This is a genomic window from Micromonospora okii (assembly GCF_020884795.1).
Taxonomy (GTDB): Bacteria; Actinomycetota; Actinomycetes; order Mycobacteriales; family Micromonosporaceae; genus Micromonospora; species Micromonospora okii.
In genome coordinates this window covers 639,777-656,999 of record NZ_BBZF01000013.1, presented here as the reverse complement: position 1 = coordinate 656,999, position 17,223 = coordinate 639,777, and the positions used below count along the sequence as shown (strand labels likewise).

The window sequence follows — 17,223 nt, the reverse complement described above, 5'->3', positions numbered from 1 at the left end:
GGGGGCGGGGGTGATGCTGCGCGCGCCGCTGGTCGGGGCCGTCGTGCCCGCATCGGGGCAGGTGAACGCGGTCGGCCGACGCGAGTGGCGCTCGCAGCATTGTGGGCCGTCGGGCGGCCGGGCGGGAGACCCCACCCGGCCCTCGCCGGGCTTTCTGTCGGGAATCCGACAGAAAATCAGCCGCGAACGGCTTGGATCGCCTCCGCGAGCCGGCGGACGCCCTCGTCGATGCGGTCCGCGGTGACCGCCGAGAAGGCCAGCCGCAGCGCGTGCTGGCCGCCGTCGAGCACGAAGTCGCTGCCCTTGACGACCGCCACGCCCCGCTCGGCCGCCGCCGGTGCGAGCCGGTCCACCAGCACGTCCTCGGGCAGCTCGACCCAGAGGAAGTAGCCACCGTCCGGCTCGACGAAGCGCGCCTCGGGGATGTGCCGGCGCAGCGACTCGGCGAGCACCCGGGCCCGCTCACCCAGCGCCGTGCTGACCGTCTCGACGGAGCGGGCGATGTCGCCGGAGACGCAGAACTGGTGCACGATCGCCTCGGAAACCATGCCGGGCGAGATGTAGAGGTTGGTCGCGCGCTTCGCGATGTCGGCGATCAGGTCCGCCGCGCCGATCAGGTAGCCGACCCGCACCCCGGGGCAGACCGTCTTGGTGAAGCTGGAGGCGTGCACCACCACGCCCCGGGTGTCCAGCGAGAGCATCGACGGCAGCGGCTCGCCCCGGAACCGGATGTCGGCGTACGGGTCGTCCTCGAAGACGATGAAGCCGTACTCGGCGGCCAGGTCGAGCAGCTCCCGCCGCTTCTCCAGGGAGAGCGTCACGCCGGCCGGGTTCTGGTAGTTCGGGATGACGTGCGCGAGCTTCGGGCGGACCCCGGACTCCAGCAGCTTGCGCAGCTCGGCGGTGTCCAGGCCGTCCGGCTGGACGGAGACACCGTGGATCTCGCCGCCCATCCGCTGGAGGTTGAGCAGGGTCCGGTCGTACGTCGGGCGCTCGACCACGACCGCGTCGCCGGGGCGGACCAGGTGGTCGAAGAGGAACGCGTCGGCCTGGAGCGAGCCGTTGGTGACGAGCACCTGGTCGGCCTCGACGCCGTGCTTCTCGGCGATCCACTTGCGCAGGGGCGGGTAACCGACGGAGGTGCCGTACGCCGTCACCCCGGCGGGGTCGGCGTCGAAGGCGCGGACGGCGGCGGCCTTGAGCCCCTCGACATCGACGATGTCCAGCGAGGGAGCCCCACGGGCGAAGGAGATCAACTGCTCGGCGGTCATGCGGACGAGCCTAGGGCCTGGCACGGGCGGTCCGACCGGCATACACGCCAAGTTCAACATGCGGGCAGCCGACGGGCGGCGGAACGGCCGACGCGCGGCGACCGGAGATGAGCGAGACTCTCGATGTCGGCAACCGGACCGGCCACTGGCCGCGCCCGGCACGACGCCGAAGGATGGGACGTCGCGCGAGACGGCCCCGCGCGCCCGCGCGGGGCGGCGGCGGCACCGAAGGAGTGGTGAGATTCACGTGACCGATGCCGGTACGGGTCGCCTCGACGACCAGAGCTTCGCGGAGTGGCTGGCGGGCGAGGCCGGTGCGGCGCTGACCGCGCTGCGCGCCGAGCGCGGCTTCGCCGACCCGGCGACGCTCAAGGACGCCGGGGACAAGGTCTCCCACGACCTGATGACGACGGCGCTGGCCCGCTGGCGGCCGGCCGACGCGGTGCTCTCCGAGGAGGAGGCGGACAGCCGGCGGGCCTGGGCCGACCCCGCCGCCGCCGACCGGCCCGCCCGGCTCACGGCCGACCGGGTCTGGATCATCGATCCGCTCGACGGCACCCGGGAGTTCTCCGAGGAAGGGCGCGACGACTGGGCGGTGCACGTGGCGCTCTGGCAGCGCTCGGCCGCCCCGGACGGCGCGCTGGTGGCCGGCGCGGTCGGGATGCCGGCCCGCACCGCCGCCGACGGCGCGCCCCTGGTCCTCGGCACCCGGGTCCCGGCCGCGCCGGCCGTCCCCGGCCCGCTGCGGATCGCGGTGAGCCGCAGCCGCCCGCCCGCGTTCGTCAACGAGATGATCGAGGGCCTCGGCGCGCGCGCCGTGCCGATGGGGTCGGCGGGGGTGAAGGTCTGCGCGGTGGTGACCGGCGAGGTCGACGCGTACGTGCACGCCGGCGGCCAGTACGAGTGGGACTCCGCCGCCCCGGTCGCGGTCGCCCTCGGCGCGGACATGCACGCGTCCCGGATCGACGGTTCGCCGCTGCTCTACAACCGGGACAATCCGCGTCTTCCGGACCTGCTGGTCTGCCGCCCGGAGCACGCGGCCACCCTGCTGGAGGCCATCGACCGCTACCGTTGACCGGCGGCCCGGCGCCGCCCGCCCCGCCGCCGGGGCGACCCCGCACGGCACCGCACGCCGATCCGAGGAGAGTCATGCGTCCCGGCTCCACCGCCGCGTCCACGCTCGTCCCCGAACCGACCGCCCCCGCCCGGCCGCCCCGCCGCCGGGCGGGCCGCTGGTGGCTGCTGTCGGTGGCCGCCAGCGCGGTGGCGCTGGGCACCACCGTCGCCCTGGCCACCAACGGCGACCTGCCGGGGCAGCCGGCCCCCGTGGTGACCGACGCCGCCTCCGGCTACGCGCGCCTCGGCCCGGCCGTCCCGGCCCCCCGGCCCACCCCGGGCGCGAGCGAGGGCTTCGGCGGCAACCCGCGCCCGGCCTCGCCGAGCCCGAGCGCCCGGAGCCGGGCGACGGCCGGTGGGCGGCCGGGCGACGCGTTCCCCGGCAGCCGGAACACCCTGCCCGGGGCGAGCATCCACCTGAGGGACGGGGAGAGCTTCGACGCCGGGCTGGCCCGCTCCGACCGCAGCTACGGCCCGCTGCGCATGGTCCGGGTCTTCTACCCCGGGCTGCCGCCGTCCTGGTCCGGCAGCCGCGCCGACGCCGCCGACCGGACCGTGGTGGTCTCCTTCAAGGCCCCGCCCGGCGAGGTGACCGCCGGGCGGCACGACTCCCGGCTGGTCGCCTGGTTCCGCTCCGTCCCCCGCGACCTGGACGTCTACTGGTCGTACTTCCACGAGCCGGAGGACGACGTCGAGCGGGGCTCGTACACCGCCGCCCAGTACCGGGCCGCGTGGCAGCGGCTCGCCGGCCTCGCCGACACCGCCGGCAACGCGCGGCTGCGCGCGACGCTGATCCTGATGTGCTGGACGCTCAACCCCAACTCGAAGCGCGACTTCGACGACTACTGGCCGGGCGGCGACGCCATCGACGTGCTCGGCTGGGACTGCTACAACAGCGGCGGCAAGTTCGACCGGTACACCGACCCCGCGCAGGTCTTCTCCCCCATGATCAAGAAGTCGCGGGCGCTGGGGAAGCCGTGGGGGCTCGCCGAGACCGGCAGCGTCCGCATCGCCGGGGACAGCGGTACGGGCCGGGCCGCCTGGATCCGGGCGATGAGCCGGTACCTCGACGCGCAGCGGCCACTGTGGGTGGCGTACTACGACTACGAGGTCGCCGGCGGCGACTTCCGGCTCACCGACGAGCCCAGCCAGCAGGCGTGGCGGGCCTGGTGCGCCGCCTCCTGAGGGCCTAGATCCCCCGGCCGCGCTTGTGCAGCGTACGCAGGACCCGGTCGGGGTCCACGGCCCGGCTGGCCACGGCCAGCGCCAGGTACGCGCGCGGCTCCCGGGGGTTGCGCGACAGCGTGCGCCGGGCCCAGCGCACCGCCTCGCCCCGGTTGCCCAGCGCCGCCTGGGCGAAGGCGATCTGCCCGCTGACCCGCGCCTCGCCCGCCGGCACGGTGGCGAACTCCGGGTACCGGCCCAGCAGCCACTGCAACGCGGTGGCGATGGTCTCCCAGCGCTGGGCGAAGTACGACCGCTTGTGCCAGCGCACCGTCACGTACGGCTCGACGAGGTTGACCAGCGGGGCGTGGCGGGCGGCCCGGAGCAGGAACTCGTAGTCCTCCGCGTAGCTGCCCGGGATCTCCTCGTCGACCAGCCCGATCCCGTCGAGCAGCGCGTCCCGGCGGATCAGGAACGTCGACGGGTGCAGCTCGGTGTGCCGGTCCCGCAGCAGCGCCGCCAGCGGCACCCGGTCGACGGGCAGCACCCGGTCGACCTGCCGGCCGTCGTAGTCGACCCGGATGCCGCAGCTCACGAACGCCCCGTCCGGCGCGGCGGCGAGCGCCGCCACCTGCGCGGCGAGCTTGCCGGGCAGCCACTCGTCGTCGTCGTCGCAGAACGCCACCAGGTCGCCGGTGGCGGCCAGGATGCCGGTGTTTCGGTTGCCGGCCAGGCCCGGGGTGCGGGTGTTGGTCAGCACGGTGATCCGGGGATCGTCGGCCAGCGAGCGGTCCGGCTCCGACTGGTCGTAGACCACCACCACGTCGACCCGGCCCGGGTAGTCCTGGCCGAGGATCGCGTCGAGGGCCTTGCGCAGCAGCTCGGGGCGGTCCCGGGTGGGGACCACCGCGGTCACCGAGGGGTGGGCGTTCAGCGGCTCGGTCATGGTCCCTCCGTGGGGCGCTGGCGGCCGGGGCCGACGTATCCGTACCGCAGCCGCAGCGGCAGCGTCGCGGCGCTCACCACCGCCCGGCTGCGCGGGGGCAGGGCCGTGCGCCAGGCGTCGTCCTGCCGCACCCGCAGCGGGCCGGAGCGGAAGCGCAGCGGGTTGCCGGCGATGCTGTGCGCCGGAACCAGCGGCGCGGGCGACGGGTCGAGCACCCGCAGCGCGTCCGGGTCGTCGGCCAGGCCGGCGAAGCGGCGCACCCGGGCGACGGTGCCGCGCGGGTCGGCGGTGAAGTCCTCGTAGTGCAGCCGGACCACCGGGGCCCGGGTGGCGAGCAGGTGGAACGCGGTGTTCTGCGCCGTCCAGAGCTTACTCACCGTGAGGGGGGAGAACGTCGGCATGTACGCCTCGGCGTCCACCACCTCGGGCCGGCGCACCTGCTTCGCCCACGAGTACGCCACCGCCCGGCTGTCCCGCACCAGGTGCAGCACCCGCAGGTCCAGGTCGTCGGCCCAGCGCAGCGCGAACGCCGTCGACGCGTGCTTGCTGGAGTCCACCACGATCCGCGCGCCGGTCACCGCCGCCGCCGCGGCGTAGATCCGGGTGTAGAGGTCGGCGTAGCGGCGCACCTCGTCGAGCTGGTCGGCGGGCAGCTCCGCCCGCGCCAGCCGGGGGATGTGCCGGGTCCGGTCGACGGCGTCCTTGAGCGCCAGCACCTCGGCGCGGTCCACCGTCGACCAGCCGTCGAAGGCGTGCTCGCCGACCCGCTGCCAGAAGTCGCAGGCGGTGAAGCGCTCCCCGCAGCCGCACCGCTCGTCGCCGCCGAGCGCCCGCTCCCACAGGTGGACGACCTCGCCGACGGCGCAGACGTCGGGGTGCTGGGCGAGGATCAGCTCCAGCAGGGTGGAGCCGCTGCGCCCCAGCCCGCCGACGAAGAGCACCCGGGCGCTCACCGCCGCCACCCGCGCCGCTTCGGCTCGCGGCCGGCGCGGACCAGGTCCTCGACGATCCGGCCGACCGCCGTCGCGGCGGCGACCCGGGGGTCGGGCCGGTCCGGGTCGGCCGCGAGGGCGTACGCCAGCGGGTCCGCCACGCCCTTGTCCAGCGCCTCCACCAGGTCGGCCTCGGACTCGGCGAGCCGGACCATCCCCGCGGCGCCGAGCCGGCGGGCGAAGAGCTGCTGGTGGTTGTCGACGTGCTCGTGGTGGGCCGGGTCCCGGGGCACCACGATCGGCAGGTGCCCGTGCCGGCGGGCCTCGGTGATGGTGGCCGGGCCGCCGTGGCAGACCACCAGGTCCGCCTCGGTCATCGCCCGCTGGAGCTCGTCGTGGGCCAGGAACGGCGTCGCCTCCGGCAGCCGGGGCGCGCGGCTGCGCCCGTGCTGCACGACGAGGCGCACCCCGGGCAGGGCGTCCGCGCGACCGGCGTGCCAGCGCTCCAGCCAGTCGACCAGCCGGTCGAAGTGGTGCACGTCGGTGCCGACCATCGCCAGGACGGTGCGCCGGGCCGGGTCGTTCGCGCGCTGGCGGGGGATCGGCAGGCTCACAGCAGGTTCCCCACGACGATCGCCTTCGGATAGAGCCGGCGCTGCTCCTCCCACTGCACGAGCATCGCCGAGAGGAAGGGCCGGCACAGCCGGGCGGAGAGCGTCGGGGTGTCGATCCGGTCGTACACCTCGATGTAGACCGTGGGGATGCCGCGCAGCCGGGCCACGACCACGAACGGCACGGCGACCCCCGCGCCGGTGGTGACCACGGCGGCGACGTCCCGCCCACGGAACACCCGGACGGCCAGCCACAGGTTGCGGGCCAGGTTCTTCAGGTTGCGGGTGGTGGGGTGGTGGGCCCAGACCACGTCCTCGCCGCCGAGCAGGGAGCGGGCGTCGGGGGTGTCGAAGGTCACCCAGGAGCGGGCCCGGTCGCGGTACCAGGGTTCGAGCGCCACCAGCTGGGCCAGGTGCCCGCCGCTGGAACCGACGAGCATGACTTCACCAGACTCCACGTCCACCCGCCTCCCACGGCCCCCATCGCGCCCCGGGACGCCCTCGGGGGCGGTCGACCGGGCGGCGCGGCGCCGCCACAATGTAGCGGCCCCCCGGGCGAAACATAAGTGGCCCTCACCCTCATCCGGCCTGTCGGATGGTTGGCTGCGGCCCTTCCGCCCATGCCCCGCTCAGCCGTCCCGCGCCTACACTGCCGCTGACATCCACCGGGTCGAGGGGGAAGAGCACGATGACCGACCAGACGTACGAGGCAGCGCCGGACGCCGGCACCGGGGCGGCTCCCGGCCCGGTGACCGTCCTCTACGTCTGCGGCATGCCGCGCAGCGGCTCCACCCTGCTCGACCTGATGCTCGGCCAGTTCGTCGGGCACTGCGACGTCGGGGAGCTGTTCTACCTGTGGCAGTCCGGCGTGGAACGCAACTTCCGCTGCGCCTGCGGGGAGCACTTCGACGCGTGCCCGTTCTGGGGCGAGGTGGGGCAGCGGGCGTACGGCGGGTGGTCGCGGGTCGACGTGGCCGACGTGCGGGCGCTGCAACGCCGGGTCGACGCCACCGGCCGGGTGCCGCTGATCCTGAACCCCCGGGTGTCCCCGGCGTTCCAGCGGGACCTGGACCGCTACACCGAGCTGCTGACGAAGCTGTACCGGGCGGTGGCCGACGTGTCGGGGGCCCGGGTGGTGGTCGACTCGACCAAGCGCCCGTCGCTGGCGTACATCCTGGCCCGCGCCCCGGAGATCGACCTGCGGCTGGTGCACGTGCTGCGCGACCCGCGCGGGGTGGCGTACTCGTGGAGCCAGGTGGTGGAGCTGCCGGAGGGCACCTCCACGAAGGGCCGGATGAACCAGCGCTCGGCCCGGCTGACCGCCCGGCGCTGGGTGACGGTCAACGCGATGGTCGCCGCGCTGGGCCGCTCCGGCGTGCCCCGGGTCACGGTCCGCTACGAGGACCTGGTCCGCGACCCGCGCGGCGAGCTGGGCCGCATCGCCGCGCTGACCGCCGACGTGACGGGCGTGGTGGACCCGCTGGCGTTCCTCCGCGACAACGAGTTCGAGCAGGCCGGCTCGCACGCGGTGGCCGGCGGTCGGATCCGGATGCGCAGCGGCCCGATCACCCTGTCGCTCGACGAGAAGTGGCGCCGGGAGTACGACCCGGGCCACCGCCGGCTGGTCGGCGCGATGACGTGGCCCCTGCGCCGCCGGTACGGCTACCGCTGAGGGTGGTTTGGAGGGGCCCCTTCCTCTACCGAAAGCGTTGGGAAGGGGCCCTTCCTTACTCCCGGGCCAGGTGGGCGTCGAGGAGGTCGAGCAGCTCCGGGTTGCGCTCGTAGTCGAACTTGCGGGCGAAGTGCGCCCCGCTGGCCAGCGCCCGGGGCAGGTCCTCGGCGGTCAGCGACTTGGGGTGGTTGAACGTGCTGCCCCGGAAGTCGAAGTAGCGCTTGCAGTCCGGCACCAGGTCGAACCGGTCGGCGCTGCACACGATCGTCTGGAAGACCGCCTCGACCGGGGACAGGCAGCGCCGGAAGTACTCCACCACGTCCGGCCGCCGGTCGAAGTACTCCCGCAGGTACGCCACCACCGGCCAGCTCAGCGACGAGAACGCCGAGCCGCCGTGCAGCCGCAGGTCCGGCCCGAACGGGGTGCGCGCCCGGCGGCCGACCGCCAGCCCGTACGACACGTGCACCCGGACCAGCGGCTGGACCCGGTTGACCGCCTGGATCGGGCGCAGCAGCTTCTTGCCCCGGGGGGTCAGCGGCATCACCCGGCGGTGCTGGAAGTGGTAGCGGGAGTGGACCCGGCTGCGTGGCCAGTGGCTCTCCGGCCCGAGCGCGTCCCAGTACTCCATGAACCCGTCGGCGCCGGAGTCGACCAGCTCGGCCTCGCACTCGCCGAGCGGCCGGAGCGGATAGTCCTGACCGGTGATGTTCACGAGCCAGTCGACTTCCACCCCTTCGCCGTTCAGCCAGTCGACGGCCGCCATGTAGCGGTCCACATGACTGAAGTCACCGTATCCACCCTCGTGGGTCTGCACGACGACGTCGGGCAGCGACCGCAGCTCGGCGAGGTCCAGCGGGGTGCCGTTGACGTCGTGGCTGATGTGCACGACGCTGTCCGGACTGTACCGCTTCACCGCGTGGACCAGGCGATTCATCTGCTCGGGGGACCGGTGGCTCTGGATGTGGTAGCAAAACCGCACCCGCCCATCCTCCCCCGGAGACCCCGCCGGGCAGAAGCGAGTCTTCGTCGGCTTCCCCTGACCGCCCGGATCAGGGAGACTCATGGTTCCGCCGTCGTGCCGACCTTCACGGCCGTCCGGCCGGTCCGGTCCTAAGGAAGCGACACAGCCCCATGCCCTCGCCTCAACACGCCGATCTGCACGACTCAGACGGCCCCACGCTGACCACCTACCTGGAGTGGCTGCGCCGCCGGTGGTGGATCCTCGTGGTGGCCGCGCTGCTCGGCGCGGGCATCGGCATGCTGGTCAGCCAGGTGCAGACCCGCACGTACGAATCGACGACGTCGCTGCTGGTCCGCCAGGTCGGCCCGGAGGCCAGCGCGGGCACCAAGGTCAACCTCGACACCGAGGCGCAGGTCGTCCGCTCCCTCGTGGTGGCCGAGCGGGCCAAGGCGCTGCTGAAGAGCGGTCTCCCCCGGGAGGAGCTGGTCCAGTCGGTGTCGGTCACCGTGCCGCCGAACAGCCAGGTGCTCCAGGTCGTGTACGAGGCGCAGAGCCCCGCGGCGGCGCAGGCCGGCTCGCACGCCTTCGCGAAGGCGTACCTGGACCTGCGGCTGGCGACCGCCACCCGGTCGCTGGAGAACGAGACGACCGCGCTCAAGCAGCAGATCGCCGAGACAAACAAGCAGCTCGCCGCGGTCGCCGGCAAGATCGCCGCGACGCCGCCCAACTCGGTGGACCGGGCCCGGGCCGAGGCCGACCGCAACGTGCTCACCAGCCAGCTCGCCAGCCTGAACAGCCGGCTGAGCCCGCTGCTGAGCACCGCCGTCGACCCCGGCGAGATCATCTCCGACGCGGCGCTGCCCGGGAAGCCCAGCTCGCCGAACACCACCCTGAACCTGGCCAGCGGTTTCGGCGCCGGCCTGCTCTTCGGCATCGTGCTCGCCCTGGTGCTGGACCGGCTCGACACCCGCGTCCGGCGGGGCCGGGACATCGCGGGTCGGCTCGGCCTGCCGGTGCTGCTGGAGCTGCCGGCCCGCCCGAGCGGGCTGACCGTCCTGCCGGCGGCCCACGAGGTCTCCCGCGAGCTGGGCCGGCTGCGCAACGTGCTGCTGTCGACCATGCCCGCCCCGCAGCCCGGCCGGGGCCGCCAGCTCCTGCTCGCCGACACCTGCCCCGGGCCGGCGGCCGGCTTCGTCGTCGGCAACCTCGCCGCCGCGTACGCCCGCACGGGCGCCCAGGTCGCGGTGGTCACCACGAAGCGCAACTCGGCGCTGACCCGGATGCTCGACGGGGTCAAGCCCCGACACACCCTGGCCGACGTGCTGCGGCACGACGTCTCGGCGCTCACCGCGCTGACCCCCGCGCCCGGCCTGGGCCAGCTCCGGGTGCTACTCCCCGGCGACCTCGACAGCGAGGTGGAGCTGCCCATCGCCACCATGCTGGACGTCCTCGCCGAGCTGGCGGCCCGCTTCGAACACGTGTTGATCGAGACCGCCGAGCCGACCGTGGCGGTCGAGGCGCAGGCGCTCGCCCGGCACGTCGACGGCGTGATCCTGGTGGTCGAGGCCGGGCAGACCCGCAGCAGCGAGATCAGCGCCGCGATGCAGCAGTTCGAGCAGGTCGACGCGCCGGTCCTCGGCGCGGTGCTGGCCCCCCAGATGACCGAGCGGGGCCCCGCGAACCGGTCCACCCCGGCCGCCCGACGGGAGGGCCCGCCGTCGCCCCGCCCACGGTCCGCGCCGGGTGGCGGGCGGCCCGGGATGCCGGGCGCCGACAGCACGATGATCCTGCCCCGCTCCGGGGCCGGCGGCCGGGACTCCGGCCCCGGTCAGGCCCCCACCCCGGCGGCCAGGCCCGCCCCCGGCGACCAGCCCTCCCGCTCCGCGACCGGCACCGCCAAGCCCGGCGTGGCCCGCCCGGTCCAGGTCCCGCCGCCGCACGGCCGAGACCCGCTGGGCCAGGACCCGCACGGCCGGGAGCCACACGGCCGAGACCCGCTGGGCCAGGACCCGCACGGCCGGGAGCCACACGGCCGAGACCCGCACGGCCGGGAGCCACACGGCCGAGACCCGCACGGCCGGGAGCCACACGGCCGAGACCCGCTCGGCCAGGACCCGCTCGGCCAGGACCCGCATGGCCGGGAGCCGCACGGTCGGGAGCCGCGCCATCAGGGTCCGCCGGGCCAGTTCCCCCTCGGTCAGGCCCACCTCCGTGAGCCCCAGCGGGGCCAGTTCCCTCCCCGCGAGCCCCAGCGGGGCCAGTCGCACACCGGCCAGTCCCACACCGGCCAGCGGTCGGCCGGTCAGGCCCCGCCGCCCGCCCCGCCCAAGCCGGCGACCCCCGCCGGCAAGGCGACCGTCTACCGCGCCGCGCCGCGGGACAGCGGCGAGGTGGAGCCCCGCCGGTACTCGACGGCCTTCGACCCGACCGAGGACCGGGAGTGAACCGCCGGCGTGCCCTCGGCACCACCCTCGCGGCGGCGCTGGTCGCCGCGCTCGGCGCCGGCTGCTCAGACGACCAGCCGCCCGGGGCGACCGGCCTGGTCGACCCGGGCTCCCCGGTGGCCACCAGCGCCGCCCCCAGCCTGCCGCCCGCGCCGTTGACCGGGAAGCCGGTCGCCGAGGCGTTGGCCACCCGCCCGGCCGTGGCGGTGCCGGTCCGGGTGACCGCCGGCACGAGCCCCGCGGGGCTGGCCGAGGCGGACCTGGTCTACCAGGAGTTCGCCGAGTCGAAGAGCCTGCACCTGACCGCGGTCTACCAGTCGCGGGACGCCGCGCGGGTCGGGCCGGTCGCCGAGATCCGCCCGGTGGACGTGCGCACCCTCGGCGTGCTGCGCCCGTTCGTCGGGTTCGCGGGCGGGCCCACGGGCTTCCTCCGCCAGTTCGCCGACGCCGGGCTGCCCGGGACGACCCCGAAGGAGAAGGCGTCCGCCTTCCCGTCCGGGCAGGCGTCGGTCGCGGCGCTGCGCAAGGCGGCCCCGAAGGACGCCGTCGCGCCGACCCCGGTCTTCGACCACGCCGACCCGGGCGCCCCGTTGGCCAGCCAGGACGTCGCCCCCGCCGGGAAGCTCACCGTCGCCGCGCCGGGCCACCCCACCCAGACCTGGACGTACGACCAGGCCAGCGCGTCGTGGCGGGGCAGGATCGGCAAGACCACCGTGAGCGTCGCCAGCGTGGCCGTGCTGACGATGGAGTACCGCACCCTCAACGTGCGCAGGCCCACCCCCCGCTCGCTGCCCGGCGCGAACGTCTACGGCTCCGGCCCGGCGGTGGTGGTCTCCGGGCCGAACAGCGCGAAGGGCACCTGGCGCAAGCCCAGCCAGAAGCACGTCTGCAACGTCATCGACGGGGCCGGCTACCAGATCACGCCCCAGCCCGGCGCGACCTGGGTGATCTACGCCCCGACGACCGCCACGGTCACCGTGACATGACCACCGCCGCCCCGCTCCGATCCGTACCGGAGCCGGAGCCGGCGGCGGCGGGCGGGCACCCGGCCGGTGTGCCGCCCACCCCACCCGACGCCCCGGCCCGGCGCTGGTCCCTGCGCCTGCCCGTCGCCTGGCCGGTGACCGCGCTGTTCGTGCTCTACCCGCTCTGGTGGGCGCTCGGGCTGCCCTCGTTCATCTTCGCCATCCTGGCCGTGCCGATGGCCTTCCAGCTCTACCGGCGCGGCCGGGTCCGGGTGCCGCCGGGCTTCGGGCTGTGGCTGGTCCTGCTGGCCTGGGTGGTGCTCTCCGGGCTGGTGCTCGACGTCCCCGCCCCCGACACGCTCGACCCGAAGGGGTTCGGCCGGTACATCGGCTGGGGCATCCGGGTGATGAACTACTCGGCGCTGACCGTGACGATGCTCTACGTGCTCAACCTGAGCGAGCGGGAGCTGCCCCGGGGGCGGCTGGTGAGGCTCTTCGGCTTCATGGCCGTGGTCACCGTCATAGGCGGTTACGTCGGCGCGCTGTTTCCGCAGCTCAAGTTCGTCGCGCCGCTGAACTACCTCCTGCCCGGCCCGATCGCCAAGGAGCCGTTCGTCAGCCGGCTCATGCACGTCGAGGTCGCCCAGGTGCAGGAGGTGCTCGCCGGGGCGTCCAGCTCGCCCCGCCCGGCCGCCCCCTTCGAGTACACGAACACCTGGGGCGAGAACCTGGCCATCCTGCTGATCTGGTTCATCGTCGGCTGGGTGGTCCTCGGCGGCGGGCTGCGCAAGCTCACCGGGTACGTGGTGGTGGTCGCCGCCGTCTTCCCGATCGTCTACTCGCTCAACCGGGGGCTGTGGATCGGCCTGGTCATCGGCGCGGTCTACGTCGCCGTACGGCTGGCGCTGCGCGGCCGGATCGTCGTCCTGGTCGGCCTCGCCCTGGCCACCGGCCTGATGGGGGTGGCGGTGCTCGCCTCCCCGCTGGGCGCCCTGCTCAACGAGCGGATGGCGAACGGGCACAGCGACGACATCCGCAGCACCCTGTCCAACGGGGCGGTGGCGGCGGCGAACCACTCCCCGGTGCTCGGCTACGGCGGCAACCGGGCCCTGATCGGCAGCAACCGGTCGATCGCCATCGGCAAGTCCGCCGAGTGCAAGCAGTGCGGCAACCGGGAGCTGGGCAGCAACGGCCAACTGTGGAACCTGCTGATCGGCCAGGGCTGGGTGGGCGCCTTCTGCTACAACGCGTTCTTCCTCTGGTGCCTGTGGCGGTTCCGCAACGACCACACCCCCATCGGCATCGCCGGCAGCCTGGTGCTCATCCTGATGCTGTTCTTCCAGTTCCTCTACGGCGCGCTGAACACCACCCTGGCGTACGGGCTGATCAGCGTGGCGCTGCTCGCCCGCAACGACCTCCACCTGCGCGCGCTGCGCCGCGAGGCCCGGCTCGCCGCCGTGGCGGAGCCGGCGCGCCCGCGCGCCCTGACCGAACGGCGGCACCGTTGATGCTCACCCCGCCCCCCGGCGCCGACGCGCGCGGCGCGTACCTGCCCGAGCTGGCCGGCCTGGTCTGGCCCGCGCCGGCCCGACCGGCGCTGCGGCGCGGCGGCCGGGCCGGGTTCGCGGTGGTGCCCTCGGCCGCCCGGCCCCGGCTGCTGGTCCCGGCCGGCTCCCGGCGGGCCGCGGCGAGCGCCGTGCGGCACTCCACGGAGGCGCAGGGGGCCAAGGCCCGGCTGCGCCGGGCGGTGCTGGCCACCGCCTTCCGCACCGGCCTGGGCCGGCTGGCCTTCCGGGACCGGCTGGTGGTCGACGGGCGCGGCGACGCGCTCGACGCGCACCTGGCCGCCGTGCTGGGCCGCCCGGCGCTGCTGAGCATCCACATCGGGCCGGCGCGGGCGAACCGCAAGCCGGTGGTGCAGCTCCTCGACGCCGCCGGCGCCCCGATCGGGTACGCCAAGCTCGGCGTCGACCCGCTGACCCGCGCACTGGTCGACGCCGAGGCGGCGGCGCTGCGCCGGCTGGCGACGCTCGACCTGCCCGGGATCGAGGTGGCCGAGGCGCTGCACCACGGCCCCTGGGGCGGGCACGCCCTGCTGGTGCAGAGCGCCCTGCCGGTGGGCCTGCCCCGGGCCGCGCCCACGCGGGCCGCCGAGGCGGAGCGGGCCGCGATGGTGGCGGTGAGCCGCTGCGCCGGGGTCGACCGCCGGCCGTACGCCGACAGCGCCCACGCCCGGCGGCTCGCCGACGAGCTGGCGGCGCTCGGCGACCGGCCGGAGGCGGCGCGGCTGCGCGACGCGCTGGCCGAGGTCCGCCGCGCCGACCCGGTGCTCGACCTGGGGGCGTGGCACGGAGACTGGAACGGCGGCAACAGCGCGACCCTGGCCGACGGTCGGGTGCTGGTCTGGGACTGGGAGCGGTTCGCCGACGACGTGCCGGTCGGCTTCGACGCCCTGCACCGGCGCGTGCAGACGGCGATCACCCGGGCCGGTGCGGAGCCGCGCGAGGCGGCCGGGCGGCTGATCGCCGACGCGGAGGCGACCCTGGCCGGGTTCGGGCAGCCGGCCGGGACGGCCGGCCTGGTGGCCGTGCTCTACCTGGTCGAGCTGAGCGCGCGCTACCTGCGCGACCGGCAGGCCGAGGCGGGGGCCCGGCTCGGACATGTGGCCGCCTGGCTGGTGCCGGCGGTCGAGGATCACCTGGCCCGCCGGCCAGGCGTGGGAGGAGTGGCGAAGTGACGCAGGTCAAGGCACACGCGCGGCGCGCGGTGCGGTCGGTGAGCCGGACGTACGGCCGGCTGACGGCGGGTTCCCGGCTCGCCCCCGACTTCCTCATCGTGGGCGCGCAGCGCTGCGGCACGACCTCGCTGTTCAAGACCCTCTCGCAGCATCCGGCGGTGCTGCCGGCGGTCTACCACAAGGGCGTGCACTACTTCGACACCGGCTACGACCGGGGCATGGACTGGTACCTCGGGCACTTCCCGACGGTGCGCCGCGCCGAGGCCGTCCGGGAGCGGCTGGGGGTGCGCGGGGTGACGGGCGAGTCCAGCCCGTACTACATGTTCCACCCGCTCGCCGGCGAGCGGATCGCCACCGACCTGCCGGACGTGCGGCTGCTGGTGCTGCTGCGCGACCCGGTGGAGCGGGCGTACTCGGCGCACTCGCACGAGGCGGCCCGGGGCTTCGAGCCGGAGGGCTTCGAGCGCGCCCTGGAGCTGGAGGAGTCGCGGATCGCCGGGGAGCGGGAGCGGCTGCTGGCCGACCCGACGGCGCACAGCCACCACTTCCAGCACAACGCCTACCTGACCCGGGGCCGCTACGTCGAGCAGCTCGAACGGCTGGAGTCGATCTTCGGCCGGGAGCGGCTGCACGTCATCGACGCCGACGACTTCTTCGCCGATCCCCGGCCGGCGTTCGACGCGGTCTGCGACTTCCTCGGCCTGCCGCACTGGGCGGAGATCTCGTTCGGCAAGCACAACTCGCGCTCCCGCTCCCCGATGGACCCGGCGCTGCGGGCCCGGCTGGAGGAGCACTTCGCCCCGTACGACGAGCGGTTGAGCGCCTGGTGGGGACGCGTGCCGTCGTGGCGTCGGTAGCCCCGGCCCGGCCGGACGCCGCCGGGCTGGGCGGGGCGGCCCGGCAGGGGGTGGCGAACCTGCTCGGGGTGGCCGTCGCGGCGGTCGCCGGGTTCGGCCTGAACATCGTCGTCACCCGTGGCTGGTCCATGTCCGACGCCGGCCTCTTCTTCGCCGCCACCAGCGCCTTCATGATCGCGTACGCGGCGGCGCGGCTGGGCACCGGCGTCGGCTCGGTCTACTTCATCAGCCGGTACCGCACGCTCGGCCAGCCGGAGCGCATCCGCGCCTCGGTGCTGGTCGGGCTGCTGCCGGTGCTGGGAGTCGGCACGCTGATCGCGGTGGCCGGCTGGTGGGCCGCCCCGCGCGTGGTGGCGCTGACCCTCGACGAGCCGGTGCCCGGCGCGGTGCGCGCCCTGCGGGTGCTACTGGTCTTCGTGCCGGTCGCCGCGCTCTGCGACTTCGCGCTGGCCGCCTGCCGGGGCTTCGGCAGGATGCGCCCGCTGCTGCTGGTCGAGCGGGTCGGCCGCACCGGCCTCCAGGTGGCCGGGGTGGGGCTGGCCGCCCTGCTCGGCCTCTCCGCGACCACCGCCCTGCCGCTGGCCTGGGCCTTGCCCTACCTGCCCGCCGCGCTGTTCGGCGCGGTGTGGCTGGCCCGGCTGGTCCGGCGCGCGGAGCGGCGGGCGGAGGCCCCGGCGGTGTCGCTGCGGGAGGAGTTCGGGCCGTACTGGCGCTACAGCGGGCCCCGGGCGCTGAGCGGGCTGGCCCAGATGGCGGTGCAGCGGCTCGACATCGTGCTGCTCGGCGCGCTGCGCGGGCTGTCGGAGGCGGCGCTCTACACGGCGGCCACCCGGTTCCTGGCCCTCGGGCAGCTCTCCGGCCAGGCGCTCTCCACCGCCGTGCAGCACCGGCTCGCCGAGCACCTGACCCGCGACGACCGGGCCGCCGCCGGGCGGCTCTACCAGGCCGCGACCGGCTGGCTGGTGCTGCTGGCCTGGCCGACGTACCTGCTCTTCGCGGTCTTCGCCGAGCCGATGCTGCACCTGTTCGGCGACGGGTACGCCGCCGGGGCGCGGGTGACCGTCCTCCTCGCGCTGACCATGCTGGTGGCCACCGGCTGCGGCATGGTCGACACGGTGCTCAACATGGCCGGCCGGACGTCCTGGACGTTCTACAACGCGCTGGCCGGCACGGCGGTCAACGTGCTGCTCAACGTGCTGCTCATCCCGCGCCTCGGCATCATGGGCGCGGCCCTCGCCTGGTCGACGTCCATCCTGATCACCAACCTGGTACCGCTGGCCCAGCTCCACCGCGCGTACCGGCTGCACCCGTTCGGCCGGGGCACGGTCACCGCCGCCGGGCTCGCGGTGGCCTGCTTCGGCGTGCCGGCGCTGGTGGCCCGCGCGGTGACCGACGCGGGGCCGGTCACGCTGGCGGCGCTGGCCGTGCTCGGCACCGCCGCGTACGCCGCCGGGGCCTGGAAGCTGCGCGGCGTGCTCCAGCTCGACGCCCTGCGGGGCCTGCGCCGGGGCCGGCGGCGCTGAGGCCCGCCACGGCCTGCGGCCACG

15 protein-coding genes are annotated in these 17,223 nt (G+C 75.2%); 9 read left to right on the top strand and 6 right to left on the bottom strand.

Annotated features, from left to right (window positions below; all coding sequences use genetic code 11):
- Window positions 1-176: 176 nt before the first annotated feature.
- Window positions 177-1,271: an aminotransferase-like domain-containing protein gene (locus LPU43_RS06095; protein WP_229399224.1), complete on the bottom strand. Its 1,095-nt coding sequence runs from the start codon at window positions 1,269-1,271 to the stop codon at window positions 177-179.
- A 247-nt stretch (window positions 1,272-1,518) separates the two neighbouring features.
- On the opposite strand from LPU43_RS06095, the gene LPU43_RS06090 reads away from it, so the two are divergent.
- Both LPU43_RS06090 and LPU43_RS06085 read left to right on the top strand, forming a co-directional pair.
- A complete protein-coding gene (locus LPU43_RS06090; RefSeq protein WP_229399223.1) occupies window positions 1,519-2,346 on the top strand; it encodes a 3'(2'),5'-bisphosphate nucleotidase CysQ in 828 nt (275 codons plus the stop codon).
- A gap of 74 nt (window positions 2,347-2,420) precedes the next feature.
- Complete coding sequence (locus LPU43_RS06085) at window positions 2,421-3,572, top strand: glycoside hydrolase family 26 protein (protein ID WP_229399222.1); 1,152 nt, start codon at window positions 2,421-2,423, stop codon at window positions 3,570-3,572.
- A 4-nt stretch (window positions 3,573-3,576) separates the two neighbouring features.
- Here LPU43_RS06085 and LPU43_RS06080 read toward each other — a convergent pair whose 3' ends face one another.
- From LPU43_RS06080 to LPU43_RS06065, 4 genes are read right to left on the bottom strand one after another with little or no spacing between them, the layout of a single operon-like run.
- The gene (locus tag LPU43_RS06080; RefSeq protein ID WP_229399221.1) at window positions 3,577-4,497 is read right to left on the bottom strand and encodes a glycosyltransferase family 2 protein; all 921 of its coding nucleotides are present in this window, start codon (window positions 4,495-4,497) and stop codon (window positions 3,577-3,579) included.
- Entirely contained in the window at window positions 4,494-5,459 is a 966-nt protein-coding gene (locus LPU43_RS06075; RefSeq protein ID WP_373321655.1) for a sulfotransferase family protein, read from the bottom strand. Before LPU43_RS06075 ends, LPU43_RS06080 begins: the two co-directional genes overlap by 4 nt.
- Window positions 5,447-5,983: a glycosyltransferase gene (locus LPU43_RS06070; protein WP_229399344.1), complete on the bottom strand. Its 537-nt coding sequence runs from the start codon at window positions 5,981-5,983 to the stop codon at window positions 5,447-5,449. The genes LPU43_RS06075 and LPU43_RS06070 overlap by 13 nt, the downstream gene beginning before the upstream one ends.
- A 56-nt stretch (window positions 5,984-6,039) precedes the next feature.
- Window positions 6,040-6,480: a glycosyltransferase family protein gene (locus LPU43_RS06065; RefSeq protein ID WP_229399343.1), complete on the bottom strand. Its 441-nt coding sequence runs from the start codon at window positions 6,478-6,480 to the stop codon at window positions 6,040-6,042.
- A gap of 248 nt (window positions 6,481-6,728) precedes the next feature.
- Between LPU43_RS06065 and LPU43_RS06060 the strand changes: the two genes are divergently transcribed.
- Complete coding sequence (locus LPU43_RS06060; RefSeq protein WP_229399219.1) at window positions 6,729-7,712, top strand: sulfotransferase family protein; 984 nt, start codon at window positions 6,729-6,731, stop codon at window positions 7,710-7,712.
- A gap of 55 nt (window positions 7,713-7,767) precedes the next feature.
- Here the strand turns inward: LPU43_RS06060 and LPU43_RS06055 are convergent, their stop codons facing one another.
- Window positions 7,768-8,691 carry a core-2/I-branching beta-1,6-N-acetylglucosaminyltransferase family protein gene (locus LPU43_RS06055; RefSeq protein ID WP_229399218.1) on the bottom strand — a complete coding sequence of 308 codons (924 nt, stop codon included), beginning with the start codon at window positions 8,689-8,691 and terminating at the stop codon, window positions 7,768-7,770.
- Between the two features lie 152 nt (window positions 8,692-8,843).
- Here LPU43_RS06055 and LPU43_RS06050 point away from each other — a divergent pair, with 152 nt between their 5' ends.
- Genes LPU43_RS06050 through LPU43_RS06025 form a run of 6 tightly spaced genes read left to right on the top strand, consistent with a single transcriptional unit; the run spans window position 8,844 to window position 17,199 of the window.
- On the top strand, window positions 8,844-11,117 hold the full coding sequence (locus tag LPU43_RS06050) for a Wzz/FepE/Etk N-terminal domain-containing protein (protein ID WP_229399217.1): 2,274 nt from the start codon (window positions 8,844-8,846) through the stop codon (window positions 11,115-11,117).
- Window positions 11,114-12,103, top strand: coding sequence for a DUF3048 domain-containing protein (locus tag LPU43_RS06045; protein ID WP_229399216.1), 990 nt, complete (start codon window positions 11,114-11,116; stop codon window positions 12,101-12,103). The genes LPU43_RS06050 and LPU43_RS06045 overlap by 4 nt, the downstream gene beginning before the upstream one ends.
- The gene (locus tag LPU43_RS06040; RefSeq protein WP_229399215.1) at window positions 12,100-13,590 is read left to right on the top strand and encodes an O-antigen ligase family protein; all 1,491 of its coding nucleotides are present in this window, start codon (window positions 12,100-12,102) and stop codon (window positions 13,588-13,590) included. The genes LPU43_RS06045 and LPU43_RS06040 overlap by 4 nt, the downstream gene beginning before the upstream one ends.
- Window positions 13,590-14,819 (top strand): amino acid adenylation domain-containing protein, encoded by a 1,230-nt coding sequence (locus LPU43_RS06035; RefSeq protein ID WP_229399214.1) that lies wholly within the window; start codon window positions 13,590-13,592, stop codon window positions 14,817-14,819. The genes LPU43_RS06040 and LPU43_RS06035 overlap by 1 nt, the downstream gene beginning before the upstream one ends.
- Window positions 14,816-15,676, top strand: a complete 861-nt coding sequence (locus tag LPU43_RS06030; RefSeq protein ID WP_229399213.1) for a sulfotransferase domain-containing protein — start codon at window positions 14,816-14,818, stop codon at window positions 15,674-15,676. Before LPU43_RS06035 ends, LPU43_RS06030 begins: the two co-directional genes overlap by 4 nt.
- The gene (locus LPU43_RS06025) at window positions 15,646-17,199 is read left to right on the top strand and encodes an MATE family efflux transporter (RefSeq protein ID WP_229399212.1); all 1,554 of its coding nucleotides are present in this window, start codon (window positions 15,646-15,648) and stop codon (window positions 17,197-17,199) included. The genes LPU43_RS06030 and LPU43_RS06025 overlap by 31 nt, the downstream gene beginning before the upstream one ends.
- Window positions 17,200-17,223 lie beyond the last annotated feature (24 nt).

Excerpts from the sequence above, each read along its gene's own strand:
- LPU43_RS06035 (WP_229399214.1), top strand. The coding sequence starts at position 13,590 with ATGCTCACCCCGCCCCCCGGCGCCGACGCGCGCGGCGCGTACCTGCCC.
- LPU43_RS06065 (WP_229399343.1), bottom strand. The coding sequence starts at position 6,480 with ATGCTCGTCGGTTCCAGCGGCGGGCACCTGGCCCAGCTGGTGGCGCTC.
- LPU43_RS06060 (WP_229399219.1), top strand. The coding sequence starts at position 6,729 with ATGACCGACCAGACGTACGAGGCAGCGCCGGACGCCGGCACCGGGGCG.
- LPU43_RS06070 (WP_229399344.1), bottom strand. The coding sequence starts at position 5,983 with ATGGTCGGCACCGACGTGCACCACTTCGACCGGCTGGTCGACTGGCTG.
- LPU43_RS06080 (WP_229399221.1), bottom strand. The coding sequence starts at position 4,497 with ATGACCGAGCCGCTGAACGCCCACCCCTCGGTGACCGCGGTGGTCCCC.
- LPU43_RS06095 (WP_229399224.1), bottom strand. The coding sequence starts at position 1,271 with ATGACCGCCGAGCAGTTGATCTCCTTCGCCCGTGGGGCTCCCTCGCTG.
- LPU43_RS06050 (WP_229399217.1), top strand. The coding sequence starts at position 8,844 with ATGCCCTCGCCTCAACACGCCGATCTGCACGACTCAGACGGCCCCACG.
- LPU43_RS06040 (WP_229399215.1), top strand. The coding sequence starts at position 12,100 with ATGACCACCGCCGCCCCGCTCCGATCCGTACCGGAGCCGGAGCCGGCG.
- LPU43_RS06085 (WP_229399222.1), top strand. The coding sequence starts at position 2,421 with ATGCGTCCCGGCTCCACCGCCGCGTCCACGCTCGTCCCCGAACCGACC.